This is a genomic window from Nitratidesulfovibrio termitidis HI1, assembly GCF_000504305.1.
Taxonomy (GTDB): domain Bacteria; phylum Desulfobacterota; class Desulfovibrionia; order Desulfovibrionales; family Desulfovibrionaceae; genus Cupidesulfovibrio; species Cupidesulfovibrio termitidis.
This window is the reverse complement of the sequence record NZ_KI632512.1, coordinates 3,294,995-3,319,903: the sequence shown is the minus strand read 5'-3', so window position 1 is coordinate 3,319,903 and position 24,909 is coordinate 3,294,995. Positions and strand designations below refer to the sequence as shown.

The following is a 24,909-nucleotide window of genomic DNA, read 5'->3' as shown; positions in this document are numbered from 1 at the left end:
GCACCCCCAAACACCCTCAGGAGTCAGTCATGCTTCGGCGCATAGAAGTTGGGCTTCGGCCGCAGGTCACCGATACCGTGGGCCGCAACGTCGCCGCCAAGATCCGGGCCTCGCTGGGCCTGAACGTGGAATCCGTGCGCCTTGTCAGGGTGTTCACCGTGGATGGCCTTTCGGAAGACGCGCTGACCAGCATGGTCGCCAAGGGCGTGCTGCACGACCCCGTGCTGCAGGACGCCGCGCTGGACCTGCTGCCCGCCCCGCAGGGCACGGCCCCAGCGGACTGGGTGCTGGAAGTGGGCTTTCGCCCCGGCGTCACCGACAACGAGGGCCGCACCGCGCGCGACACCCTGGCTCTGGTGCTGGGGGCCGACCGCCGCTCCATCGCCGTGTACACCTCGGCCCAGTTCCACGTGACCTGCGCCAAGGACACGCCCCTGTCCCGCGCGGACATGGAGCACATCGCCCGCGACCTTCTGGCCAACGAACTCATCCAGCGCTTTGCCCTGAAAAGCCGCGACGAATGGACCGCCGAACCCGGCTTCGTCCCGCAGGCCGCCCAGGTTACCGGCGCCTCCAGTGACGAGGTGGCCATAATCCCGCTGTCCTCCATGGACGACGCGGCCATGCTGGCCTTCAGCCGCGAGAACACGCTGGCCCTCAGCCTGGAAGAACTGCACGCCATCCGCGCCTACTACGCGGACCCCGCCGTGCGCGCCGACCGCGCCGCCATGGGCCTGCCCGCCGACCCCACCGACGCGGAAGTCGAAGTGCTGGCCCAGACCTGGTCCGAGCACTGCAAGCACAAGATATTTTCCGCCCGCATCGACTACGAGAACCGCGAAACGGGCCGCCGCGAGGTGGTGGACAGCCTGTACAAGACGTACATCCAGGGTTCCACCAGGACCATCCGCCAGCGCATGGGCGAACGCGACTTCTGCCGGTCGGTGTTCAAGGACAACGCCGGGGTCATCGCCTTCAACGACACCCACGACGTGTGCATCAAGGTGGAAACCCACAACAGCCCCTCGGCGCTGGACCCCTATGGCGGCGCGCTGACCGGCATCGTGGGCGTGAACCGCGACCCCATGGGCACCGGCCTTGGCGCGGAACTCTTGTGCAACACCGACGTGTTCTGCTTTGCCTCGCCCTTCCACGAGGGCGAACTGCCCCCCCGCCTGCTGCACCCCCGCCGGGTCATGGAAGGCGTGCGTGAAGGCGTGGAGCACGGCGGCAACAAATCGGGCATTCCCACCGTCAACGGTTCCATCGTGTTCGACGAACGCTACCTCGGCAAGCCGCTGGTGTACTGCGGCACCGTGGGCATGCTGCCCAGGGAAATTCACGGCCGACCAGGCTGGTACAAGAAGGCCCTGCCCGGTGACGTCATCGTCATGGCGGGCGGGCGCATCGGCAAGGACGGCATCCACGGCGCCACCTTCTCGTCGGAAGAACTGCACGAAGGCTCTCCGGCCACGGCGGTGCAGATCGGCGACCCCATCACCCAGCGCAAGATGTACGACTGCATCATGCGCGCCCGCGACATGGGCCTGTACAACGCCATCACCGACAACGGCGCGGGCGGCCTGTCCTCGTCCGTGGGCGAAATGGCCCAGGATACCGGCGGCTGCCGTCTGGACCTTTCGCGCGCCCCGCTGAAGTACGACGGCCTGCGCCCGTGGGAAATCCTGCTGTCCGAAGCGCAGGAACGCATGACCCTGGCAGTGCCGCCCGCCAAGCTGGATGCCTTCCTGGCCCTGGCCAGGGAGATGGACGTGGAGCTCACCCCGCTGGGCGAGTTCACCGAATCGGGCCGCTTCCACGTGGTGTACGGCGACAAGCAGGTGGCCTGCCTGGACATGGACTTCCTGCATGACGGCGTGCCCCAGATGCGGCTTTCCGCCGTATGGGAACGCCCGTCCATCGCCCCCGAATGCGAATGCAGGCTGAACCCGGCCCCCGCAGAGCAGGGCCCGCTGCTGCACGCCATGCTGGGCCGCCTGAACATCTGCAGCAAGGAATACCTGATCCGTCAGTATGACCACGAGGTGAAGGGCGGCAGCGTGGTGAAGCCCCTTGTGGGCGTCAAGCGCGACGGCCCGGCGGACGCCGCCGTGGTGCGCCCCTTGCTGGACAGCCAGGCGGGCGTCGTGCTTTCGCACGGCATCTGCCCCAAGTTCAGCGACTACGACACCTACTGGATGATGGCCAATGCCATCGACGAGGCGGTGCGCAACGCCGTGGCCGTGGGAGGCGACCCCGACCGCATGGCCGGCACCGACAACTTCTGCTGGTGCGACCCGGTGCAGTCGGAAAAGACCCCCGACGGCCAGTACAAGCTGGCCCAACTGGTGCGCGCCAACCAGGCCCTGGCCCACTTCTGCCTTGCCTACGGGGTGCCCTGCATCTCGGGCAAGGACTCCATGAAGAACGACTACTTCGGCGGCGGGGTGAAAATCTCCATCCCGCCCACGGTGCTGTACTCGGTGCTGGGTGTCATGGACGACGTGAACCGGGCCGTCACCTCCGACTTCAAGCAGCCCGGCGACAAGGTGTACCTGCTGGGTGACACCTTCCGCGAACTGGGCGGCAGCGAAATCGCCGACCAGTTGAACACCGTGGGCGCGCAGGTGCCCCAGGTGGACGCCCTGGCCGCCATGGCCCGCTACCGCGCCCTGCACGGGGCCATCAACGCGGGCCTGGTCACCGCCTGCCACGACCTGTCCGATGGCGGCCTTGCCGTGGCCCTGGCCGAAATGGCCGTGGGCGGGCGGCTGGGCGCGCGGTGCGACATCGCCGCCGCACCTGTTGCCGATGACATGACCGCCACGGAACTGCTGTATGCCGAATCGGCCAGCCGCCTGCTGGTCACCGTCAAGCCGGGCAACGCCGCCGCCTTCGAGGCGCGCTTTGCCGGGTCCGCCTGCGCCTGCATCGGCGAGGTGACGGCGGACGCGGTCCTCACCCTCACTGCGCAGGGCGCCCCCCTGCTGGCGGAAGGCGTGGAAGGACTGGCCCGTTCGTTCAAGGGCACCTTCGACTGGTAGCCGGGAGTTCCCCAACGTGTCCTTTTGACCGTTGGGGACCGCCCCCGAGACACAACAGACTGAAAACACACGCTTCCACGACGGGCGGACCGCAAGGCCCGCCCTGTTTCTTTGCCCCGCTGTGTCACCTTGCGCCCACGGCATGATTTGCTGTGGCGCACGGCAGAAAAGCGTGCCAAGATAATGGCAGGTTCCCACGGCCGCAGCCCGGCCGGAAAGCCGTCCGTGCCAGGAGTCGCCATGCGGCCGCACATGTTCTCCATCCGTGTCACCCTGGTCTGGGTCGCCCTTTTGGCGGCCCTGCCCTCGTTCGGGGTCATCCTGTACGACTCCCACCGTCTCGCCTCGCAGCTTCAGTCCGAGGCGGAGGCTTCGGTGACCCGGGCGGCCAGCAGCATCGCGGCCCTGCAGGTACGTGTGGCCGACGGAGCCCGCCAGACCCTGACCATCCTGGCCGCCCTGCCCGACGTGCGCCAGCTGGACCCGGTCGCCTGCGAGTCGGTGTTCCGGGAGGTGCTGGCCGAGGACACCACCCTGCTGAACCTGCTGGCCCTCGACGCCAACGGCGACCTCGTCGCCTCGGGACGCCAGCCGCTGCCTCCCCCCGGTCAGAGCCCCTTCAACCTTGCGGACCGCCTCTATTTTCGCACGGCGCTGCGCGACAAGCGCTTCTCCAGCGGCGAATACGTGCTGGCGCGCACCCTGCACGAGGCCACCTTTCACTTCGCGCTGCCGCTCGTGGACGACGAGGGACGGGTGTATGGCGTCCTTGCCGCACCCATGCGCCTGGACCAGTATGACGGCCTGTTCGACAAGCTGAACCTGCCCCCCGGCTCCGTCCTGAGCGTGACCGACCATCGTGGCATCCGCCTGTCCTACCATCCGCGCAACTCCGCCAGCCCGGTGGGCAAGGCCATCCGGGGAGAAATCCTGGATATCCTGCGCGCCATGCCGGACGAGGGGCTGTTCACCCGCGAAAGTTCCGACGGCACGGTGCGGCTGTACGGGTTTACCCGCGTGCGCCTGTACCCGGAATCCGGCCCCTACCTGAACGTGATGGTGGGCATTCCCGAAGAGACCGTGCTGGCTCCGGTGCGCGCCGCCCGCAACCGCGCCCTGCTGCTGCTCGGCAGCGCCATGGCCGTGACCCTGGCCGTGGCCTGGATCCTTGGCGGCAGGCTGCTGGCCCGGCCCCTGTCGCACATCGCCGCCACGGCCACCCGCATCGGCGAAGGGCAGTTGGGCGCGCGCACCGGCATCCGCCACGACCTGGGGGAAATCGGCCAGTTGGCCTTCAGCGTGGACACCATGGCCGCCATTCTCGCCAGTCGCCAGAGCGAGCGAGAGGCCTTCACCGCCGAACTGCGCGACAACGAGACCCGCTACCGCACCGTGTTCGACAGCGCCATGGACGCCATCCTGCTGGCCGATGCGGATACCGGCCTCATCCTGGACGCAAACCGGGCAGCCCAGCAGGTCTTCGGCTACCCGCGCGAAGAACTGGTGGGCATACACCAGCGCCAGCTGTACCCGGACAGAATGCACCGCAACGGTTTCGGGGGGCGCTTCAACACCCTGCGCGAACACCCCATGGAAATGCCCGCGGAAATGCCCATGCGCACCAAGGCCGGCATAGAACGCGACATGCTGGTCAAGGCCAGGGCACTGCGCGTGGGCAACCGCGACGTGATCGTGGGCATGTTTCACGACATCACCGAGCGCAGGCAGTCGGAACAACAACTGCGCGAGGTGGAGGCCCGATTCCGCTCCATCGTCGAAGGCGCCCCCCTGGGTCTCTTGCTGCTCACCCTGGACCAGGCCGAGCACCTGCGCATAGAGGCGGTGAACCCCACGGCCGACGCGGCCCTGCGCATCACCGACCGGGGCATGCTGGGACGGCGGCTGACCGAGGCCCTGCCCGGCATTGCCGCCACCAACCTGCCCACCATCTTTGGCGGCATTGCCGGCAAGGGGGGGACGTTCAACGTCACGGCCCACGCCAGCGCCGGGTGGATGCCCGCCGGGTGGTCCTTTGCCGACCTGTGGGTGTTCCGCACCGGCAACCGCCAGATCGCGGTCATGTTCGCCGACGTCACCCGACGCACCCGCGCCGAGGACGAACTGCGCCAGGCCAAGGAAGCGGCGGAGGGGGCCAACCGGTCCAAGTCGGAATTCATCGCGGTGATGAGCCACGAGGTGCGCACCCCCGTCAACGGCATCATGGGCATGCTGCAACTGCTGCGTGGCACCAGCCTTTCCGGCGACCAGGAAGACTGCGTGGACACGGCCCTGGGCGCCAGCCGCAACCTGCTGCGCATCCTTGACGACATCCTGGACATCTCGCGCATGGAAGCGGGCGCGCTGCCGCTGGTGGAGGAACCGTTCTCCATGACCCAGGTGACCGAACCCGTGCACGCCATGCTGGCCCATCAGGCCAAGGCCAAGGGGCTGGCATTCGAGGTGCAGGCCGCCCCGGACCTGCCGCCGGTGCTTACGGGCGACGCCGGGCGCTTCCGCCAGGTGCTGGTGAACCTGGCGTCCAATGCGGTCAAATGCACCGACACGGGCGGGGTACGCGTGGAGATATATCCGCTGCCGCGCTGCGGCATGGCTGATCGGGTTTCCATCCACATGGCGGTCATCGACACGGGTATCGGCTTCGCGCCGGAACGGCTGCGCACCCTGTTCGAAAGTTACACCACGGGCAGCGCGGCCACGGCCCGGCCCGGCGGCACGGGCCTGGGACTGGCCATCGTGCGGCGGCTCACCCTGCTCATGGGCGGCACCATCTGCGTGGCCACCGCCCCCGGCGAGGGCACCGAATTCCACATCACCCTGCCCCTGCGCGCAGAAGACGAACGCCCGCAGGCGCCCCGCGCGGTGCGGCGGGGCGCGCCGACAGGCATGGCACCGGACGCATCACCGGGCGCATCACCGAACGAACCTGGAGACGCTCCGCCGGGCGGGGCGGGGCCTGCTCCGGAAGCAGCCCGTGGCCCGGACGTCCCTCCGGCCCCTCACCGGATGGCAACGCCGCCGGTTGCGGATGCATCGGCAAAGGCGCCCTCTGCGGCAGGGGACACGGCAGGAGGCGCGGCGGGGGACCATGCGCCGGAAGTCGCCGGGACGCCGCCGCGCATCCTGGTGGTGGATGACGACGAGGTGAATCTGGTGACCGCGCAACGGCTGCTGACCCGGCTGGGCTACACGGCCGACCGCGCCTCCTCCGGGCGGCAGGCCCTGGAAATGCTGGGACGCGACCACTACGACGCGGTGCTCATGGATATCCAGATGCCCGACATGGACGGCATGGAAGTTACCCGGCACATCCGCATGCGCGAGGCCGTGAACCCCGGCGCCACCCCGCCGTGGGTGCCGGTGCTGGCCCTGACCGCCCACGCCATGCTGGGCGACCGCGAGCGCTTCCTGGCGGCGGGCATGAACGACTACCTGGCCAAACCCATAGAAATCGACCAGTTGGACGCCCAGTTGCGGGCCCAGTTGCGGGCCCAATTGCACAGCCAGCCGCGCAGCCGGACATAGCCCGCATACGTGCCCAGACGCGCCAGGCGTGTCCCAACCGTGCCCCAGATGTGTCCCAGGTGTGCCCCAGATATGTCCAGACGCACAGTGATCTCCGGCCTTCGCCACCCCTTCTTGCCTCGCGCGTCCTTCCCTCGCGCGCTGCCGCCGCGCGCCGCGCAACATGTCGCGCCAAGCATATTCCAACTGTACGCACAACCTGCGTTTTTCCCCTTACCCGCTTGACGCAACCCCGCCCCTTGGGTACAGCGAAAGCAAACAAGAACGGCGCTATACCGGGTCTTGTCGGCACGCGGGGGGGATGGCCCGAAGTCGGGCGAGCCCTGCCCCCATGTGCGGCATACGGCATCACACGTCTGCCGCCGTCACGCGCGCCGACCACCCATTGGCACGCCGCCCCGAACCACCGGGGCGGGTACCCTGCGTGTTCACGCCGCAGGATAAACCGGGGGGTCGCATGCTGTTCACCCGTTCGCTGGGCGCCAAGGTGCAAATGCTCGTCGTGGGCACCGCGGTCATGGTCTTCACGGCATTGTTCCTCACCAACTCCTACTGGCAACGGGAAACCACCCTCCACCTCATCCACGATTCCTCCGCCCGTACCGCCCAGATCCTGCTCGAGGCCATCAACGACCCCATGTCCAAGGGCAACGACGAAGGCACCGAGGAAAAATTCAACGCCATCGCCGCGCGCTATCCCACCGTCAGCGTGCATCTTGCCGATTTCCGGGGGGGCATCACCTATTCCACCCGGAACGAGGCCGTCCGCACGCCCATGAAGGACGTGGTGCGCGACCCGCGCTTTGCCGCGCTGTTCGACACCGCGCTGCAAAAGCCCGTGGACGAGGGGCAATTGCTGGAACTGGGCGGCACGCCGTACTACACCGAGATCAAGACCATCCCCAACGCGCCGGAATGCCATCACTGTCACGGCGCCAGCCAGCCCATCCTAGGGGCCATGGTCATGCTGCAGGACATTTCCGCCGACGCGGCCCTGCTGCGCACCCGCCAATGGCAGGGCGGGGCCCTTTCGCTGGCGGGCATGCTGGCCCTTACAGCCGTGCTCTCGCTGTTCATGCGCCGGGCCGTGGTGGGCCGGGTGCGCACCATCGCCGGGGTGAGCGGCGAAATCGAACGCGGCAACTACGCCGTTGCCTTCACCGATGATTCCCGCGACGAACTGGGCGTGCTGTCCGCGAACCTGGCGTCCATGGTTTCCACAATCCGCAACCAGCTGGAATACAACAAATCCGTGCTTGGCGGCATCATCGTGCCACTGGCGGTCATGGACAAGGCGGGGCACATCGAGTTCGCCAACCAGCCCATGTGCGCCATCCTGGGGTCCGCCTGCAAGGACCTGATGGGACTTTCATTGCGCGAGGTACTGGAAAAGGGCGGGCAGGACTGCACCCTGCAATGCGACCCGGTGACCCAGGTGCTGTCCACCGGCACCAGCACCAGCGGCATGCTGCGCTACGTGCGGCGGGACGGGGTGGGCTTTCCGCTGCACTACGAGGCATCGCCCCTGCGCGACACCGCCGGGCAGGCCGTGGGGGTCATCACCGTGATGATCGACCTGACCCAGGAAGAAGAAGACAAGGTCCGCATAGAAACCCAGCGCCGCAACCTGCTGGAAGTGGCCGAGGAAGTGACCGGGGTGGCCCGCGCCCTGTCCGATGCCGCCGGTGAACTTTCCGTGCGCATGGGCGAACTGGCCCGCAACGTCATCGAATCCACCGACGAGACGGCCCAGGTGGCCACGGCCATGGACGAAATGAACGCCACGGTGGTGGAGGTCACCCGCAACGCCTCGGCCACGGCAGAGGCCGCCGACCTTGCCAACCGCGAGGCGCAGCAGGGCGGCAGCGAGATGCAGGCCACCGTGGCCGAAACGCGCCAGGTGGCCGAACGGGCCGCCGGGCTGGCCACCTCGCTCAACGATCTGGCGGCGCGGGCCGACAACATCGGCCGGGTCATCGACGTGATCAACGAAATAGCCGACCAGACCAACCTGCTGGCGCTGAACGCCGCCATCGAGGCGGCCCGCGCCGGGGATGCCGGACGCGGATTCGCGGTGGTGGCCGACGAGGTGCGCAAGCTGGCAGAAAAGACCATGACCGCCACCAAGGAAGTGGAGCACGCCATCAAGGACATCCAGACCGGCACGGCCCAGGCCGTGGACGAGATGACCCTCACGCGCGGCCAGGTGGAAGCCACGGCGGACAAGGCCGAAGGCACCGGCGAGGCCCTGGGACGCATCGTGCGGCGGGCCGTGAACATTGCCGACATGGTGCGCAACATCGCCACCGCGTCGGAACAGCAATCGGCCACCAGCGACGAGATCAACCGCAACGTCACGCGCATCAACGACCTGTCGCGGGACATCGCCGACCGCATCCACACGGCGGAAGCCTCCATCAACGAGGTGTCCGGCATGGCCCGGCGACTGGGCGAACTGGTGGAACGGTTCCGGCAGTAGAGGCCCGTGGGCCAGACCGTGGCCGCACTTGCCCCACGGCGTGTCCGCCACCGTGCGCCAGGCGGGCGTGCAATCCGGATGCAGACGGAATTTCGCGCAATCTTTCCGCCAGTTCGCGGAGAATGATTGAACAGTCCACCGACCTGATGTATAGGTGGCAGTACCGCATGTTCCCTTCGTGCCGTCCTGCGGGACAACGCGGGGGCAACGCAAGGCAGGGAACGCGCGGGAGCGACGAGACACCCCCGGGCCTCCGGACATCCACGGTTACCCCGGATTCCACGGTCACCCGGACATCCGCGGCCACCCCGGACGCATGCGCAAACGCAACCGTCCGGCGCCGCACGAACATCACACGGCCGATACAGGCCCCAAAGATCCTTCAAGGAGAATCCCGTGCCGAACATGCTCGAAGTCTACAAGTGCGTTCACTGTGGCAACATCGTGGAAGTCATGCACGGCGGCGGCAGCGACCTGGTCTGCTGCGGCGAACCCATGAAGTTCATGAAGGAAGGCACCAGCGACGGCGCCAAGGAAAAGCACGTGCCGGTCATCGAAAAGACCGCCACCGGCTACAAGGTGAAGGTCGGCTCCGTGGCCCACCCCATGGAGGAAACCCACTGGATCGAGTGGATCGAACTCATCGCCGACGGCCGCAGCTACACGAAATTCCTGAAGCCCGGCGATGCCCCCGAGGCCGAATTCTGCATCCAGGCCACCGAAGTTTCCGCCCGCGAATACTGCAACCTGCACGGGCACTGGAAGGCGTAAGCCAGTCCCCGCGCCGCGCCCGCCGGACAGCAGCCACCCGCCGCACCCGACGGACTGCCCCCGGCGGAAAGCCGTCCCATGACCGGCAGCGGCGCGCGCCCGCAACGCAACCACCCGACAACGAGGAACGCATCATGAAGAAGTACGTCTGCACCGTTTGCGGCTACGAGTACGATCCCGCCGAAGGCGACCCCGACAACGGCGTGAAGCCCGGCACCGCCTTTGAAGACGTGCCCGCCGACTGGGTGTGCCCCATCTGCGGCGCGCCCAAGTCGGAATTCGAACCCGCCTAGGGCGTTTCGGCTCACGGCCACCAGGGGAGGCCGCGCCGCCGCAGGGCGGTGCGCCTCCCTTTTGCGTCCGCGCCCTTCCGGGTTCCGGCACCGGAGGCGGCATGCCGATGCCGTCCCCCGCCAGCCCGCACCGCGCATCAGGCATCGCCCCCCTTGCCCCCCCCACGGATTTTACTTACTCCTTTGGTCAGCCCTCTTGCGCATGCTCGCCGGCATGCCGCGCCCCCCGCGCACACCCACGCACCCGCACCGCGAGGTAGAACATGCACGCCCTTGAAATAAAGAAGGACATCCACTGGGTCGGCGTTGTCGACCACAACAGCCGCGACTTCCACGGCTACTCCCTGTCGCCGCAGGGCACCACGTACAACGCCTACGTGGTCATGGACGAAAAGGTCACCCTGTTCGACACGGTGAAGCACGAATGCCTGCCCACCCTGCTCTGCCGCCTGTCCCAGGTGGTGGAGCCCGAAAAGGTCGACTACATCGTCTGCAACCATCTGGAGCCCGACCACGCCGGCGCCCTGGCCGAAATGGTGGCCCGCTGCAAGCCCGAAAAGATCTTCTGCTCGCCCATGGGCCTGAAGGCCATGGAAGCCCACTTCGACATCACCGGCTGGCCCGTGCAGGTGGTGAAGACGGGCGACTCCATCAGCCTCGGCAAGCGCACCGTAACCTTTGTGGAAACGCGCATGCTGCACTGGCCCGACAGCATGGTGTCGTACATTCCCGAAGACAAGCTGCTGATCTGCAACGATGCCTTTGGCCAGAACATCGCCAGCACCGAACGCTACGCCGACGAGATTGACCGCTCCGCGCTGCTGCACGCCATGAAGGAGTACTACCACAACATCGTACTGCCCTTCTCGCCCATCGTGCTGAAGACGCTGGACGCCATCGCCGAGATGAAGCTGGACATCGACATGCTGGCCCCCGACCACGGGCTGATCTTTCGAGGCCATGACGAAGTGCGGTTCGCCTTCGACACCTACCGCCGCTATGCCGAGCAGAAGCCGCAGAAGCGCGCCGTCATCGTGTACGACACCATGTGGCACTCCACCGAAAAGATGGCCCACGCCATCGCCGACGGGCTGGAAGCGGGCGGCGTGCCCACCCGCGTCATGTGGCTGAAGGCCAACCACCACAGCGCGGTGATGACCGAACTGGCCGACTGCGGCGCGGTGATCGTGGGGTCGCCCACCCACAACAACGGCATCCTGCCCGAAGTGGCCAAGATGCTCACCTACATGAAGGGGCTGCGCCCGCTGAACCGCATCGGCGCGGCGTTCGGCTCGTTCGGCTGGTCCGGCGAATCGGTGAAGGCCATCACCGAATGGCTGGACTCCATGGGCATGGAACTGCCCGCCGAACCGGTAAAGGTGAAGCACGTGCCCACCCACGACACCTACGCAAAGTGCTTCGAGCTGGGCAAGGCCGTGGCCGCCGCGCTGACCGCCAAGTGCGAAGGGTAGGGGCTGTCCCGGCAGTTGGAATCACATTCGGAAAATGCACGGGGAAGGGCCACACGGTCCTTCCCCTTCTTTGTCGGCGCATCGACAGATGGCCAAAGCAACCCGCCGAGGCGGCTCGTGTCAGTACCCCGTGCCACGGTCACCAAGGCGAAAGTTTTCGTGCCTCTGTTGCGGCCCCCCCACCTTTTCGCCACAGTCGGGCCATGGATTTCCTTTCTCCCCTCTTTGCGGCGGACACGCTGAAGTTCTCCATCATCGTGCTCACGTTGAAGGTGGCGGGCATCGCCACGGTAGTGTCCTCGGTGCTCGGCATCCTGACGGCATGGTGCGTCGCCCGCCGCCCGTTTCCGGGCCGCACCTGGGTGGACGCCCTGTGCGCCCTGCCGCTGGTGCTGCCGCCCACGGTCATCGGCTACTACCTCATCCTGCTGGTGGGGCGGCGCGGCCTGCTGGGGCCGTGGCTGGCCGAATTCGGCATCAACCTGATGTTCTCGTGGGAGGGCGCGGTGGTGGCGGCCACGGTGGTGGTCTTTCCGCTCATCTACAAATCCGCCCGCGCCGCGCTGGAAGCCGTGGACCACAACCTGGAAAATGCGGCCCGCACCCTGGGCGCCTCGGAATGGAAGGTGTTCCTGCGGGTGTCGCTGCCGCTTGCGTGGCGCGGCATTCTGGCCGGGGTCATGCTGGCCTTTGCGCGGGGCATGGGCGAATTCGGCGCCACGCTGATGATCGCGGGCAACCTGCCGGGCCGCACCCAGACCCTGTCGCTGGCCATCTATTCCGCGTTTCAGGCCGGGGACGACGCACAGGCGCTGGCGCTGGTCATCGCCACCTCGCTCTTGTGCATGGGCGTGCTTATCCTGGCGGACAAACTGGCCAGCGGCGGCCTTTCCTTCGGCAGGGGGGCGTGATGATAGACGTTTCCATCACCCACCGCCTGCCCCCGGCCCGTGGAGGCAAGGGCAAGGGCTTCAAGATCGACGTGTCCTTCGCCACCGAGGACCGCACCCTTGTCCTGTTCGGCCATTCCGGCTCGGGCAAGACCCTGACCCTGCAAGCCATTGCCGGGTTGATGCACCCGCGCGAGGGGCGCATCGTCATCAACGGCGCCACCCTGCTGGACACGGCGGCGGGCATCGACATTCCCGCGCGCGACAGGGGCATCGGCTACGTGTTTCAGGACTACGCCCTGTTTCCGCATCTTTCGGTGCGCAAGAACGTGGAATTCGGCCTGGGTGCCGGGCACCGGGCCAGCGTTGCCGGGAATGGGAACGCCTCCATGGCCGACGGCAAAAGCGACAGGCAGCGCGTGAACGAGTTGCTGGAACTGTTCGAGATAGACCATGTGGCGCACAACCTGCCGGGCAACATTTCCGGCGGGCAGCGCCAGCGCACCGCGCTGGCCCGCGCCCTGGCCACCAACCCGCGCGCTCTCTTGCTGGACGAACCGTTCTCTGCCCTGGACCCGCTGCTGCGGGTGCGCATGCGCAAGGAATTCACCCGGCTGTTCGCGCACTTCGACATACCGGCCATCATCATCACCCATGACCCGGACGATGTGGACGCCTTTGCCGACACCCTGGTGCTGTACGAAGATGGCCGCATCCGCCACCGCCTGAACTTCCGCGAACTGCGGGCAGAGGGAAAACCGGCGCTGGGTTTGCTCATGGCCCTGATGGGCTGATGGGGTAGCACCCCGTCCGCCTGCTGCTCCGTCCATCTTTCCCGCCGGGCCCTGCGCGTCAACATGGGGCCGGGCGGGTATCCACCAGGCGCGCTGCCTCGCGCGTCCGGCATCCACGGGCCTTCGGACCCCATTCGTCCGCCCGTCTGGCCGTCTGGCCGTCCGGCCCTCCATCGCGAAAGAGCCGCCGCCCCTTCCGGGACGGCGGCTCTTTCCGCAGGCGGGCGGCATGCCACCCGCACATCATACCCTCACGTCATGCTCACACGTCAGGGCGTCTGTCGTCGTGCTATTCCACGTTCAGGATCACCGAGAACGCCTTGAACATCACCAGAATATCCGCGCCCGGCGCAAGGTCCAGCGCCTTCACGCTTTCCACGGTCAGCAGGGCGCACACGGTGGTGCCTTCGGGCAGGTCCACCACCACCTCGGCGGCGATCTCGGAAAGGTTCACCCGCGCCACCTTGCCCGCGTAGCGGTTGCGGGCGCTGGTCTTCAGCCGGTTTTCCTCGCGGGCCAGAATCACCCACGGCGCCTTCACCGTGGCGGTCATCACCTTGCCGGTGCTCACGCCAAGGTTCTGGGCGCTTTCCTCGGTAATGACCGAAACCACCTTCAGCCCGCTGTTGGTGGTCAGTTCCACCTCCACCAGCAGCCCGTCCTTGACGACGGAGGTGACCCTGCCGGTGAACGCGTTGCGTGCGCTGGTCTTCATCCGGATCTCCTTGTTCAGGTAATGATGCACGATACGCCGTACGTCATCGTCTGAAAAGCGCAGGTAGTTGGCCGTCTGGTTCATGCTCTGATGGCCCAGGATGCCCTGCACGATCTTCAGCGGCACGCCGCCGCGCAGAAGTTCCACGGCCCGCGAATGCCGGATGACGCGCGGGTTCAGGTATTCCTTGGGGATGGAGCATTCCGCCGCGCGCTCGTAGAACTTGCGGCGCACGTAGCCCTGGTCCATGCGAAAGACGCGCCCGCGCAGGCCGAACATCATGGGGTCGTCCAGCACCCGCTGCACCTCGCGCATGACCGGGCCGGGCAACTGGATTTCGCGCCCGCCGTGTCCGCGCACGATGACCTGCTGGCGCACCGGGTCGAGGTCGGCTGTATCATCCAGGGCCAGCACCTCGCCAAGGCGCAGCGCGCCGTGGCGCATCATCAGAAAGGCCACCCACAGCCGCCCGCGCGACCGGCGCTGCACCGGGGTGGACGCCGCGCCGAACCAGGCGAGAAAGGTGCCCGTCAGTTCATCGAGTTGTTCGGACGTGAGGTGCTTGACCCCTTCCGGCACCTCGAAGCTCTGGGCGGGGCAGGGCACGTCCGCCGCCTGCGGCGCGGACCGGGCGCCCGCGGCGTCCCCGTTCCGGGTCGCGCCACGCGGGCAGGCAGCGCCCCCGGCCATGCCCGGCACGCCGGACAACGCGGTGACGATGGAGTGCAGCGTTGCCGCGCCAAGGCCGTCCGCGTCCGGGGAATGAACGCCAGCCAGGCCTGGCTCAAGAAGCGCGCCGGATGCGCCGCCGCCAAGCCGCGCCTCCAGTTCCCGCTCGATGCAGGCCCGCATCAGTTCCAGTTGTGTCTCGTCCAGTGCGCCGACGATACCGGCCAAAGGAGCATGCATGGTCGATCTGCCTCCGCAGTGTCGTTGCCGCCGCCACCCTGCCGGAAGTTGTGGTCGGTTTTGGCCGGAAAGGGAACACAGTCACGAAAAAAACAACCCAGGTGACCGTATTGCACGCTGTCCGGGCAGCGGCTACCCGGAAGATGGAAGGAGCCCCGGTCGCACGTGCCTGCCGCGCCGGCGCCCCGACGAGGTCCGGCCCGGAATGCGCACCGGGCCGGCACCCCCGTGTCGCCTTCATCCTCGCCCGGAATGCCGTGCTGGCATCCGCCGGACCTGCTTCCCCGGTTTCCCTGCGCCCTTGACGAGATGCCCATGCTCCTCGCTTCCGCCCTGCCCGCCGTGCTTGTCCCCGTGCTGCTGGCCGCCCTGACCGCCCTGGCCGTGCTGCTGGCCTTCGAGGCCGGATGCGCGCCGCGCGGCAACGCCCATGACGGCGAACTGGGGCTGACAACGGGACGCGGCGCGGCCATGCGCCTGCGATTGCGCGAACTGTGCGGCGGCCCGCTGGCCCTGATGCTGGCCGGACTGGGAGTGCCCCTGCTGTGGCCGGAACCGGAAGCCGGGGTGGCCCTGCTGGCCACGGCCACGGCGCTGCATCTGCTGCGCGGGCCTGCCACCGCCCATGCCGCCCCCTGCCAGACGGAACGACCAGGATTTCCGCATATTTCCTACGCCCCGGTGGCCCACATGCGCACCCCGTTCACCGACGTGCGCGGCATGCCCATCCAGCCCGTGGGGGCGCATGGCGTGGCGGGCAGCATCGAGGTATTGCCCGAATTCGCCGAGGGCCTTGCCGACATCGAAGGCTTCTCGCACCTCCTGGTCATCTATCATCTGCACGAATGCAAGGGCTTCACCCTGCGTGTGAAGCCTTTTCTGGACAACGACGAGCACGGCGTGTTCGCCACCCGCTCGCCGCGCAGGCCCAACCCCATCGGCATTTCCGTCCTGCGGCTTACCGGCATCACCGGCAACCGGCTGCACGTGGAAAACGTGGATATGCTGGACGGCACCCCGGTGCTGGACATCAAGCCCTACGTCCCCACCTTCGACGTCTGGGACGCCGACAGGACGGGCTGGTTCGCCACCGTGGCGGACAACGCCGTGCAGTGCAGGGCCGACGACCGCTTCGTCCCCGCAGAAACCTCGCAACCCCCAACAGGAGGCGCCTCATGATTTCCGGTTTCCGTCCGTTCCGCACCGCCCGCCGCGTGCTTGCCGCACTGGCTCTGGCTGCGCTGGTCTGCGCTCCCCTGGCCGCCCAGGCCGGTGAGATCACCGTTTCCGCCGCCGCCAGCCTGACCAACGCCTTCACCGACCTGAAGGGCATGTACGAAAAGACGCACGCTGGCAGCAAGGTGCAGACCAACTTCGCCGCGTCCGGCGCGCTGCTGAAGCAGATGCAGGAAGGCGCACCGGTTGACGTGTTCGCCTCCGCCGACCAGGTCACCATGGACAAGGCCGTGGAAAGCAAGCTTATCGACGTGCCCACCCGCGTCGATTTCGCCACCAACAGCCTGGTGCTCATCGTGCCCTCCGACTCCAAGCTTGCCATCGCGTCGGTTGACGACCTGAAGAAGGCCAACGTCACCCGCGTTGCCGTGGGCAACCCCGATTCCGTGCCCGTGGGCCGCTACACCAAGGCCGCGCTGACCGCCGCCGGTTCGTGGGACGCCATTTCCGGCAAGGCCGTGCTGGCCGAAAGCGTGCGCCAGGCCCTGGACTACGTGGCCCGCGGTGAAGTGGAAGCGGGCTTCGTGTACATGACCGACGCCAAGATCGCGGGCGAAAAGGTGAAGGTGGTGGCCACCGTCAAGGGCCACGCCCCCATCACCTACCCCATCGCCATCCTGAGCGCCTCCAAGGACAAGACCGCCGGCGCCGCGTTCATCAAGTTCGTCACCGGCCCCGAAGGGTCGGCCGTGCTCGCCAAGTACGGCTTCGGCAAGCCGTAGCCGGATACGCAGCTCCGCCTGCATGGCCGGGCGGCCCGGTTTCTTCCGGGTTTCTTCATGCAACAGGGACGGGCGTCGACCATCTGGCCGACGCCCGTCATGCGTTGCGCCCGGCTGCTCACCCCTGCGCCCGGCTGCTCACCCCTGCGCCCGGCTGCTCACCCCTGCACCAGGTTTCGCCCGCCCGATCGCTCCATCCCATCTGGTCCCTCCAGTCTGGTCCATGCGGCCTCATTGTCCGCCCCAACTGGCCGACCTACCGGTTCCATGCCATCCCGCACTGCCTCACGTGCCCCGCAAACCAGCCCACAGCGCCAACTTGCCGCCGCCATACATTTTTTGCTGACAGTTTCTCCGCAACCATGCTAGATTACGCACAGTCCCTCCGTCAGCATCTACAGCAATTCTTCCACCATGCTTGCATATTGGCGGGAAAGTGGTAGTAGCAACCATTATCGCTTGATGCACACACGTTGCCTGGCCTTCGGCGGAAGCAGACCGGGCGGCGCACCAATTTCACCGTTTAACCTTGCCGGGCTTCCGGGCGGCCACACCGCCGGACCCGCAAAGGGGGAAAGCATGGATGTCGTCATGCTGTCACGGCTGCAATTCGCGGTAGCCGTCTTTTTCCATTTCATCTTCGTGCCGCTGACACTGGGCCTTTCGGTGCTCATCGCGGTCATGCAGACCATCTACTACCGCACCGGCAACGAAACCTACAAACGCATGGCCAAGTTCTGGGGCAAGCTGTTCCTGATCAACTTCACCCTGGGTGTGGTCACCGGCATCACCCTGGAATTCCAGTTCGGCACCAACTGGTCCCGCTACTCGGAATACGTGGGCGACATTTTCGGTTCGCTGCTGGCCATTGAAGCCACCATGGCCTTCTTCCTGGAATCCACCTTCCTGGCCGTGTGGGTATTCGGGTGGGAGCGGGTGTCCAAAAAGGTGCACCTGTTCGCCATCTGGGCCGTGGCCTTTGCCTCCAACCTGTCCGGCCTGTGGATCATCCTGGCCAACGGCTGGATGCAGAACCCCGTGGGCTACGTGATCCGCAACAACCGCGCGGAACTGGACAACTTCCTCACCGTGCTCAGCAACCCCTACGCATGGGGCCAGTTCTTCCACAACCTGTTCGCCTCGTGGATGCTGGCGGGCTTCTTCGTGCTGGGCATCTCTGCCTGGCACCTGCTGCGCCGCAACGAAGAAGACTTTTTCAACCGCTCGTTCAAGCTGGCCGCCGGGTTCACCCTGGTGCTGGCCATTCTGGTGGCGGTGCAGGGCCACAACCACGGCAACACCGTGGCCAAGCTGCAACCCGCCAAGCTGGCGGCCATGGAATCGCACTGGGAAACCCAGAAGTCCGCGCCCATGTACCTGCTGGCCGTGCCTAACGAAAGCGCGGAAGGCAATTCCATCCAGGTCTTCGGCATTCCCGGCGTGCTCAGCCTGCTGGCCTTCAACGATCCCTCTGCCGAAGTGAAGGGCCTGAAGGACTTCCCCAAGGAAGACCGACCGCCCGTGCTGCTCACCTTCCTGAACTTCCGCGCGATGGTGGGCCTTGGCACGCTGTTCCCGCTGCTGGCCGGCGCCGCCTTCCTGTTCCGCAACCGCCTGCAGGACAAGCAGTGGCTGCTGAAGGCGCTGCCCTGGGCCATTCCGCTGCCGTACCTGGCCATCATGGCCGGGTGGGCCGTGGCCGAAATAGGCCGCCAGCCGTGGATCGTGTACGGCATGATGCGCACCACCGACGCGGTGTCGCCGGTGCCCGCCTCGTCCGTGGCCGTATCGCTGCTGGCGTTCGGCGCCGTGTACACCCTGCTGGGCGTGCTCGACATCTACCTGCTTCGCAAGTACGCGCGCAAAGGCCCCGCCGCCTAGCCCGCATGACGTGCCGCATAGCCGCATGAACAGCTAACCGAGAGGATCGGAAACATGTTGGAGACAATCTGGTTCGTCCTGTGGGGCCTGTTGTGGGCCGTATACTTCGTCCTTGACGGCTTCGACTTCGGCATGGGCACCCTGCTGCCCTTCGCCGCGCGCAACGAAGCCGAGCGCCGTACCATCTACAATGCCGCCGGTCCGTTCTGGGACGGCAACGAGGTGTGGCTGATCACCGCGGGCGGCGTCACCTTCGCCGCGTTCCCCAAGGCGTACGCGGTGATGTTCAGCGCGCTGTACGCGCCGCTGCTGCTGCTGCTCTTCGCGCTGATCTTCCGCGCGGTGTCCTTCGAGTTCCGCAACAAGATCGACAGCCCCCGCTGGCGCAAGGTGTGGGACGCCTTCCAGTTTCTGGGCAACTTCGTGCCCGCGCTGCTGTTCGGCGTGGCCTTCGCCAACCTGTTCATGGGCATCCCCATCGACGGCGACGGCGTGTACCATGGCAACCTGCTGAAGCTGCTGAACCTGTACGGCCTGCTGGGCGGCGTGTTCTTCGTGCTGATGTTCGCCCTGCACGGCGCACTGTGGATGAGCATCAAATCCACGGGCGAACTGCACGACAGGGCCGTGGCCCTGGCTCGCGGCGTCTGGCCGCTGCTGCTGTGCGCCGCGCTGGCCTTTCTGGCGGCCACCGCCGTGTACACCAACCTGTACGTCAACTACATGAAGCTGCCGCCGCTGCTGGTGTTCCCCATTCTGGCCGTGGCCTCGCTGCTGACCACCCGGTTCTTCATCGCCTCCAACTCGGTGGGCATGGCCTGGGTGTGCAACGCGGTGTTCATCGTGTGCGTGACCTTCTTCGGGGTGTTCGGGATGTACCCGGCGCTGCTGCCGTCCAGCATGGACCCGGCCTTCAGCGTCACCATCGCCAACGGCGCTTCCAGCCCGCTGACGCTGAAGATCATGCTCACCGTGGTGGTGATCTTCGTGCCCATCGTGCTGGCGTACCAGGCGTGGGTGTATTCGGTGTTCACCCACAAGATCACGGACGAGGATCTGGAAGACGAGCACGCCTACTAGGGACTCTGAATTGTCTTTTTGTCCGTTGGCCCACGGCGGATAGCCAGTGGCAGGGCAAGGAAGGCAAGGCTCGACAACAGGAAGGGGAGGCCCATGAGCCTCCCCTTTTTCGTTCTTGACGCGCCTGCGCGGCAAAACCCGACAACATGCGATACGGACAGTACGCTCCCCGTCCGTCCCGGCTCATCGCCTACTTCAGCGAACGCTCGACGGAACGGGCGTCATGCAGCGGCGTGCGGCGCGGGTCGGGCAGCAGCCAGTCGCACACGCAACGCAGCCCCCGCACGGAACACAACGCGCGCAGGCATCCCCCTATCCGGATGCGATACATCCACACGGCCAGCCCCGCCACCACGCCCAGCACCCACCACGCGGCATGCGCCAGCACCGCGCCCAGCACCAGCGCCAGCCCGGCGGCCCCCCAGCGCAGCGGGCCGTGCAGCAGGCGCACTCCAGTCAGCACGCCGCACAGGGCGTTGGCCAGCAGAAAGCCGTCGGCCAGCGCCACCAGCCCGGTCACGTCGATGACGCCTCGGCCCACGGCAGCCAGCACCACCGCATGCGCCCCGCACAGCAACGCAATGCCCCCGGCGGGCGCGCCGCTGCCAACACGCAGCCCCACCGCGCGCGGCAGGATGCCGTCCAGCGCCAGCGAAGCGGCAAGCCGCGCCACCCCGCCCACGAACATCAGATAGGTGGTGGCGCACAGGGCCAACGCCAGCGCCCCCAGCACCAGCCCGCCCCACGTGCCGAACAGCGGCGTGAGCAATGCTGCCACACCGTCCGGCGGCACGGTCAGGCCGCCAGCAGCGCCCGCACTGACGGGTGCCGCATTGCGCACCGCCAGCCACTGCATGCCCCCGGCCACGGCCAGGTCCACCGCCGTCACGGCTGCCAGCGCGCGGATGACCGCCTTACGGATGGTGCGGCGCGGGTTGCGCACCTCAGCGCTGTAGTTGCCCACCACTTCCCAGCCTACCACGATCCAGAACAGCAGCAGCAGGGCGTGCCCCAGCATGGCCCAGTCTGGCGCGGGCAGGGCGAAGGCGGACAGGAATTCCGCCCCCGACATGCCACCAGACATGCCACCGGATATGCCACCGGATATTGGGCCGCCCTGCATGGGGCCGCCGGGCATTGCGCTGGCCGCCATGCCTCCGCCAGCGCCGCGCCACAACGCGCCCGCCGCATCGCCCAGCGTGACCACCCCCCCGGCGAACAGCAACCCCGCCGACACCGACGAGAGCACCAGCGCCACCCGCCCCAGCGAAGCCACCTGCCGCAGCAGCAGCCCGGCGCACACCAGCAGCAGCCCGTAGGCCACGCCCACCGGCGGCAGCCCGCCCAGCGGCAGGTAGCGCACTCCGGTCAGCAGCACGGCCACGGGGCCGAACAGCACCGCCACCACCAGATACAGCGAGGCCAGCCGCCGCCCCTGCGGACCAAAGGCGTGCCCCACGGCCACGGAAACGCCCCCGTCGCCGGGGAACAGCACGGACAGTTCGCCGAACACCAGCGCGAACACCACCCCAACCGCAATCATGACCAGCCACGCGGGCAATGCCCACGCCCCGGCCACGCCCAGCACCACCGGCGGCAGGATGATGATGCCCGATCCCAATACCGGCCCGACGATAAGCCCCGCCAGAAGCCACGGTCCAAGTTGCGCGCTGCGCATGGGGTTGCCCTCCTGTTGTTTCCGTGCCATCCTTGGCCCCATAGCGCCCGGAAATCCAACGGTATTTCCCGAAGGCAGCGTTCGGCGTGGCCGAACGCCCGCAGGTTTGGCAGGCCACCTTCCGGCGCACGCATGGCGCTTTCGCCCTCACGGCTTTCGGCGTCACCGACCCCTCCCCCTCGTCTGCAACCCTGCGCACCGTCATGGAACTGCACCTGCTCCGCGCCTTCGCCACCGTGGCCGAAACCGGCACGCTCACCCGCGCCGCCGCAGAGCTGCACCTCAGCCAGTCGGCCCTCAGTGGGCAGATTCGCGCGCTGGAAGACACCCTGGGCGTAACCCTGTTCCGCCGCCGCGCGCGCGGCATGGACCTGACCGACGCGGGCGCCGATCTGCTGCCCCTGGCAAGAAAGGCACTGGATGCCGCCACGGCCCTGCGCCGCAAGGCCGAACGACTGCGCGCCCAGCCCACCGGACGGATCACCCTTGGCCTGAACACCGACCCCGCCTTCCTGCGCATGGTGGCCCTGCACGAGGCCCTTGGCGCGGCCTGCCCCGACGTGGCGCTGGAATTCACCATGACCCAGACCATGACCACGTCGGAATTGCTGCGCGAATCGGTCATCGACGCGGGCTACCGCTACGGACAGGAATTTTCGCCCGACATCGTGGAGCACCCCCTGCGCGACGTGGAAATCCGCATCGTGATTCCCGCCAGCATGGTGCCTGCGCTGCCCGTGCCCCCGACTACCGCACCCTCTCCCGCCGTCTCGCTGGGGGCGGCTGCGGCCACGACGGCGCGCGCCGCGCGCAAGGGCCGCGCCCGCACGGAATCGCACCCGCCGCCGGAACGCCCGGAATGGTCCGCCGCCGTACGCCGCTATGGCGCGCCGCAACTCGCCGAAGACACGGCCCAACCCGCCGGAGACGCGGATGCGCACATGCCGGGACCTGACACCACGGCCCTGGGCACATCAGGTCCGGACATGCCGCCCAACGGTAATTCCGGCCCCGGCATCGACAGCGCCCCCCACGCCCCCGGCCCCGGCCTGCTGGCCGCGCTGCTGGCCCGCCACGGCGGCATGCCCGCGCCAAGGCCCGACTACGCCCCGTCCGACCTGCCCCGCCTGCCCGTGCACGACGCCAACGCCTGGCATGCCCTGTCGCAACTGCCGTGGATCTGGCCCACCTGCGACTGTCCCTTCCACCGCACCGTGGCCGCACGCATGGCCCCCTACAGCCTGCGCCCGCGCACGGCGGCGGTCGCCATCGACGAGCCCATCGTCAAGCAGCTGGTGGCCACCGGCAAGGGCGTGGCCGTGCTGCGCGCGGATGAAACCGCCCAGATGGTGCGCGACCACGGGGTGTACGTGTGGCCGGAGCCGCTGGCGGTGCCCCTGTGCATCGCCCACCGCACCGACCGCAGCGACGACCCGGCCCTGCGCGCCCTGGTGGAGGCCGCCCGCGCCGTGTGGAAATAGCCGCGCCGCAGGGCGTAGAATGAACTCCCCCGCCCCCGCTCCCCCAGGCTCCCCCTTCTCCAGTTGCGCGCGTTCCCCGCGCCAGCATGTCTGCCGCGCACATACCGGCCCACCGCACGTTCCGTCCCGCTCTGCGGTCCCCTTCCTCTTTCCCGCCCCAGCCCCCACACAGCCGAACGCGGCCCCCGCCAAGGCGGAAACCGCGTTCATTCCGTGCGGCCACAGCCGCGCGCGACATCACGATCCCCAGACACATCCCCAGAGGCACGACGTGTTCGCACCTCGTCATATTCGGGGGCGACGTGCTCGCGCCACCGACATGCCCAGGACGCGCCGTGCCCGCGCCCCGTCATGCCCTGCATCCGCTACACGTTGATGCTGACGCCCGCCGCCCCGCCGGATGACCCGGAATCGCCGCTGGCAGTCTCCAGCTTGCTCTTCTGTTCCAGCAGTTCCGTCAGCTGGCTCTGAAGCATGGTGATTTCGGACATCTTCATGGCGACCTGCTGCTGCTTCTGCTCGTCGTCCAGGTTGGCGTCCTGCTGGATTTCCTCCATTTCCTGCTGCTTTTGCTTGATCTGTTCGCGCAGGTTCTGGATTTGCTCCTTCAGCGAGGCCAGATCGTCGCTGGAGTCCGATTCGTCGGTGGACTGCGTGCCGCCCGCGCCGCTGCTGGCCATCCCCGCTGCCTTCTGCCGCCCTTCGTCAGAGATGGTCACGGTGTCGCCGCCGCTTTCCGCATCCTCCGTGGAAGCGGTGCGCAACGTACCCGTGCGTTCCGTGCCCGCCTGCACCTGCAAGGTGCTGTAGGCAGTGCCGACCTGGGTTCCGTCCAGTGCTTCGACCATGGGACCTCCTTTCGCGCAACTGCGCGACGTTCAGTCAACCTATCGACAGCTTGCCTGAAGAGTTTACAGCACCCGCTCACATTTCATTGCATGCCACAACATTGCTTGCGATTCGTGAATATTGCCTCGCCCCCTTTTTTCCACCGCACGCCGGGCATGCCAGCCGCCACAAACACGGATGCGGCCCCTGCCGAAGCGATGGCCGCATCCTTTTGCGTGACCCTGACGGGTATGCCGTCGCGTGTGCCTGATCCCGTTGCCGCAATATCTCCGTGGCCCCCGCCACGGAAAGAGTGTGTACCGCCCCGCGCCAGACGTCCTGCTATCGCTCTCGTTCATGCGTCCCGCGCCGGACCCGCGAACTGCCGACAGCCCCCTGCGCGGTTCGCTATTCTTCTCCGGTTTCCGGCTCCGCCGTGGCGGATGCGTCGTTGCCGCCCTGCTCGGCTTCCTGCTTCTGCTTCTCCAACTCGGACTTTTCGGTCAGGGCCTGCGAGACCTGACTTTCCAGCATGGAAATCTTGGCCTGCATCAGCTGCACCTGTTCCTGCCTGGTTTCCTCGTCCATGTCGGTGTCATCCTGCAACTCGGCCAGTTCGTCCTCTGCTTCGCTGAGGCTCTGGCGCAGGTTCGACACCATGGATTCCGCCGAGGAGATGTCCGACTGTGAAACATCGTCCTGCAGGGACTGGGCCGCATCCGAACTGCCGGAATCGGTCGCTTGGGTTGATGCGCTGGACTGCGACCCGCCGGAACTGCCCGCCCCACCCAACAGGGCCGCCTTGCGGCGCGCCTCGTCCGAGATGGACACGGTGTCGCCGCTGCTGGTGGTGGTTGTTTCCGTGCCGGACGTGCCCGATGTGGTGGTGCCGGTAGAAGTGGAGCCAGTGGCCGCCGTCCCTGCCGTCCCCGTTGCCTGCGAGAAGCCGCCAAGGCTCAACAGTCCCTGCGCGGTGCCGATGCCATCCATCATGGTGCCTCCTTCCAACGCGAAATGCGTTGCGTTGCACCCTTCCTATCGGCGCGGCGCGCGGTATGCTTAAATAACTACGCGTAATGATAATGGAATATGC

Annotated in this window: 17 protein-coding genes; 13 read left to right on the top strand and 4 right to left on the bottom strand. The window is 67.3% G+C overall.

Annotated features, from left to right (window positions below; translation table 11 throughout):
• Nucleotides 1-29 precede the first annotated feature (29 nt).
• From DESTE_RS13245 to DESTE_RS13205, 8 genes are all read left to right on the top strand, one after another.
• On the top strand, nucleotides 30-3,044 hold the full coding sequence (locus DESTE_RS13245; protein WP_035068118.1) for an AIR synthase-related protein: 3,015 nt from the start codon (nucleotides 30-32) through the stop codon (nucleotides 3,042-3,044).
• Between the two features lie 240 nt (nucleotides 3,045-3,284).
• Nucleotides 3,285-6,587, top strand: coding sequence for a response regulator (locus DESTE_RS17295; protein WP_051384465.1), 3,303 nt, complete (start codon nucleotides 3,285-3,287; stop codon nucleotides 6,585-6,587).
• A 457-nt stretch (nucleotides 6,588-7,044) separates the two neighbouring features.
• Complete coding sequence (locus tag DESTE_RS13230; RefSeq protein WP_035068117.1) at nucleotides 7,045-9,066, top strand: methyl-accepting chemotaxis protein; 2,022 nt, start codon at nucleotides 7,045-7,047, stop codon at nucleotides 9,064-9,066.
• A 396-nt stretch (nucleotides 9,067-9,462) separates the two neighbouring features.
• Nucleotides 9,463-9,837 carry a desulfoferrodoxin gene (locus DESTE_RS13225; RefSeq protein ID WP_035068116.1) on the top strand — a complete coding sequence of 125 codons (375 nt, stop codon included), beginning with the start codon at nucleotides 9,463-9,465 and terminating at the stop codon, nucleotides 9,835-9,837.
• Between the two features lie 134 nt (nucleotides 9,838-9,971).
• The gene (gene rd, locus DESTE_RS13220) at nucleotides 9,972-10,130 is read left to right on the top strand and encodes a rubredoxin (protein WP_007526280.1); all 159 of its coding nucleotides are present in this window, start codon (nucleotides 9,972-9,974) and stop codon (nucleotides 10,128-10,130) included.
• 263 nt (nucleotides 10,131-10,393) lie between these two features.
• Nucleotides 10,394-11,602: an FprA family A-type flavoprotein gene (locus tag DESTE_RS13215; protein WP_035068115.1), complete on the top strand. Its 1,209-nt coding sequence runs from the start codon at nucleotides 10,394-10,396 to the stop codon at nucleotides 11,600-11,602.
• Nucleotides 11,603-11,805: 203 nt separating this feature from the next.
• A complete protein-coding gene (modB, locus tag DESTE_RS13210; RefSeq protein WP_035068114.1) occupies nucleotides 11,806-12,513 on the top strand; it encodes a molybdate ABC transporter permease subunit in 708 nt (235 codons plus the stop codon).
• Nucleotides 12,513-13,286 (top strand): ATP-binding cassette domain-containing protein, encoded by a 774-nt coding sequence (locus tag DESTE_RS13205; RefSeq protein ID WP_035068113.1) that lies wholly within the window; start codon nucleotides 12,513-12,515, stop codon nucleotides 13,284-13,286. The genes modB and DESTE_RS13205 overlap by 1 nt, the downstream gene beginning before the upstream one ends.
• Nucleotides 13,287-13,575: 289 nt before the next feature.
• On the opposite strand, the gene DESTE_RS13200 is transcribed toward DESTE_RS13205, so the two are convergent.
• Nucleotides 13,576-14,910 carry a TOBE domain-containing protein gene (locus DESTE_RS13200; RefSeq protein WP_035068112.1) on the bottom strand — a complete coding sequence of 445 codons (1,335 nt, stop codon included), beginning with the start codon at nucleotides 14,908-14,910 and terminating at the stop codon, nucleotides 13,576-13,578.
• Nucleotides 14,911-15,225: 315 nt separating this feature from the next.
• Between DESTE_RS13200 and tsaA the strand changes: the two genes are divergently transcribed.
• From tsaA to cydB, 4 genes are all read left to right on the top strand, one after another.
• Nucleotides 15,226-16,089 (top strand): tRNA (N6-threonylcarbamoyladenosine(37)-N6)-methyltransferase TrmO, encoded by an 864-nt coding sequence (gene tsaA / locus DESTE_RS18635; protein WP_035070381.1) that lies wholly within the window; start codon nucleotides 15,226-15,228, stop codon nucleotides 16,087-16,089.
• Nucleotides 16,086-16,868, top strand: coding sequence for a molybdate ABC transporter substrate-binding protein (gene modA / locus DESTE_RS13190; protein WP_035068111.1), 783 nt, complete (start codon nucleotides 16,086-16,088; stop codon nucleotides 16,866-16,868). The genes tsaA and modA overlap by 4 nt, the downstream gene beginning before the upstream one ends.
• Before the next feature lie 579 nt (nucleotides 16,869-17,447).
• Nucleotides 17,448-18,749: a cytochrome ubiquinol oxidase subunit I gene (locus DESTE_RS13185; RefSeq protein WP_035068110.1), complete on the top strand. Its 1,302-nt coding sequence runs from the start codon at nucleotides 17,448-17,450 to the stop codon at nucleotides 18,747-18,749.
• Nucleotides 18,750-18,803: 54 nt separating this feature from the next.
• The gene (gene cydB, locus DESTE_RS13180; protein ID WP_035068109.1) at nucleotides 18,804-19,829 is read left to right on the top strand and encodes a cytochrome d ubiquinol oxidase subunit II; all 1,026 of its coding nucleotides are present in this window, start codon (nucleotides 18,804-18,806) and stop codon (nucleotides 19,827-19,829) included.
• A gap of 190 nt (nucleotides 19,830-20,019) precedes the next feature.
• Here cydB and DESTE_RS13175 read toward each other — a convergent pair whose 3' ends face one another.
• Nucleotides 20,020-21,507, bottom strand: coding sequence for an APC family permease (locus tag DESTE_RS13175; RefSeq protein WP_051384464.1), 1,488 nt, complete (start codon nucleotides 21,505-21,507; stop codon nucleotides 20,020-20,022).
• Nucleotides 21,508-21,593: 86 nt separating this feature from the next.
• Here DESTE_RS13175 and DESTE_RS13170 point away from each other — a divergent pair, with 86 nt between their 5' ends.
• Nucleotides 21,594-22,988 carry a LysR family transcriptional regulator gene (locus tag DESTE_RS13170; RefSeq protein ID WP_281172057.1) on the top strand — a complete coding sequence of 465 codons (1,395 nt, stop codon included), beginning with the start codon at nucleotides 21,594-21,596 and terminating at the stop codon, nucleotides 22,986-22,988.
• Nucleotides 22,989-23,353: 365 nt separating this feature from the next.
• Here the strand turns inward: DESTE_RS13170 and DESTE_RS13165 are convergent, their stop codons facing one another.
• The gene (locus DESTE_RS13165) at nucleotides 23,354-23,836 is read right to left on the bottom strand and encodes a hypothetical protein (protein ID WP_035068108.1); all 483 of its coding nucleotides are present in this window, start codon (nucleotides 23,834-23,836) and stop codon (nucleotides 23,354-23,356) included.
• Nucleotides 23,837-24,224: 388 nt separating this feature from the next.
• A complete protein-coding gene (locus DESTE_RS13160; protein WP_035068107.1) occupies nucleotides 24,225-24,809 on the bottom strand; it encodes a FlxA-like family protein in 585 nt (194 codons plus the stop codon).
• Nucleotides 24,810-24,909 lie beyond the last annotated feature (100 nt).

Coding starts and splice junctions, on each gene's coding strand:
- DESTE_RS13245 (WP_035068118.1), top strand. CDS start 30: ATGCTTCGGCGCATAGAAGTTGGGCTTCGGCCGCAGGTCACCGATACC.
- DESTE_RS17295 (WP_051384465.1), top strand. CDS start 3,285: ATGCGGCCGCACATGTTCTCCATCCGTGTCACCCTGGTCTGGGTCGCC.
- DESTE_RS13230 (WP_035068117.1), top strand. CDS start 7,045: ATGCTGTTCACCCGTTCGCTGGGCGCCAAGGTGCAAATGCTCGTCGTG.
- rd (WP_007526280.1), top strand. CDS start 9,972: ATGAAGAAGTACGTCTGCACCGTTTGCGGCTACGAGTACGATCCCGCC.
- DESTE_RS13215 (WP_035068115.1), top strand. CDS start 10,394: ATGCACGCCCTTGAAATAAAGAAGGACATCCACTGGGTCGGCGTTGTC.
- modB (WP_035068114.1), top strand. CDS start 11,806: ATGGATTTCCTTTCTCCCCTCTTTGCGGCGGACACGCTGAAGTTCTCC.
- DESTE_RS13205 (WP_035068113.1), top strand. CDS start 12,513: ATGATAGACGTTTCCATCACCCACCGCCTGCCCCCGGCCCGTGGAGGC.
- DESTE_RS13200 (WP_035068112.1), bottom strand. CDS start 14,910: ATGCATGCTCCTTTGGCCGGTATCGTCGGCGCACTGGACGAGACACAA.
- tsaA (WP_035070381.1), top strand. CDS start 15,226: ATGCTCCTCGCTTCCGCCCTGCCCGCCGTGCTTGTCCCCGTGCTGCTG.
- modA (WP_035068111.1), top strand. CDS start 16,086: ATGATTTCCGGTTTCCGTCCGTTCCGCACCGCCCGCCGCGTGCTTGCC.
- DESTE_RS13185 (WP_035068110.1), top strand. CDS start 17,448: ATGGATGTCGTCATGCTGTCACGGCTGCAATTCGCGGTAGCCGTCTTT.
- cydB (WP_035068109.1), top strand. CDS start 18,804: ATGTTGGAGACAATCTGGTTCGTCCTGTGGGGCCTGTTGTGGGCCGTA.
- DESTE_RS13175 (WP_051384464.1), bottom strand. CDS start 21,507: ATGCGCAGCGCGCAACTTGGACCGTGGCTTCTGGCGGGGCTTATCGTC.
- DESTE_RS13165 (WP_035068108.1), bottom strand. CDS start 23,836: ATGGTCGAAGCACTGGACGGAACCCAGGTCGGCACTGCCTACAGCACC.
- DESTE_RS13160 (WP_035068107.1), bottom strand. CDS start 24,809: ATGATGGATGGCATCGGCACCGCGCAGGGACTGTTGAGCCTTGGCGGC.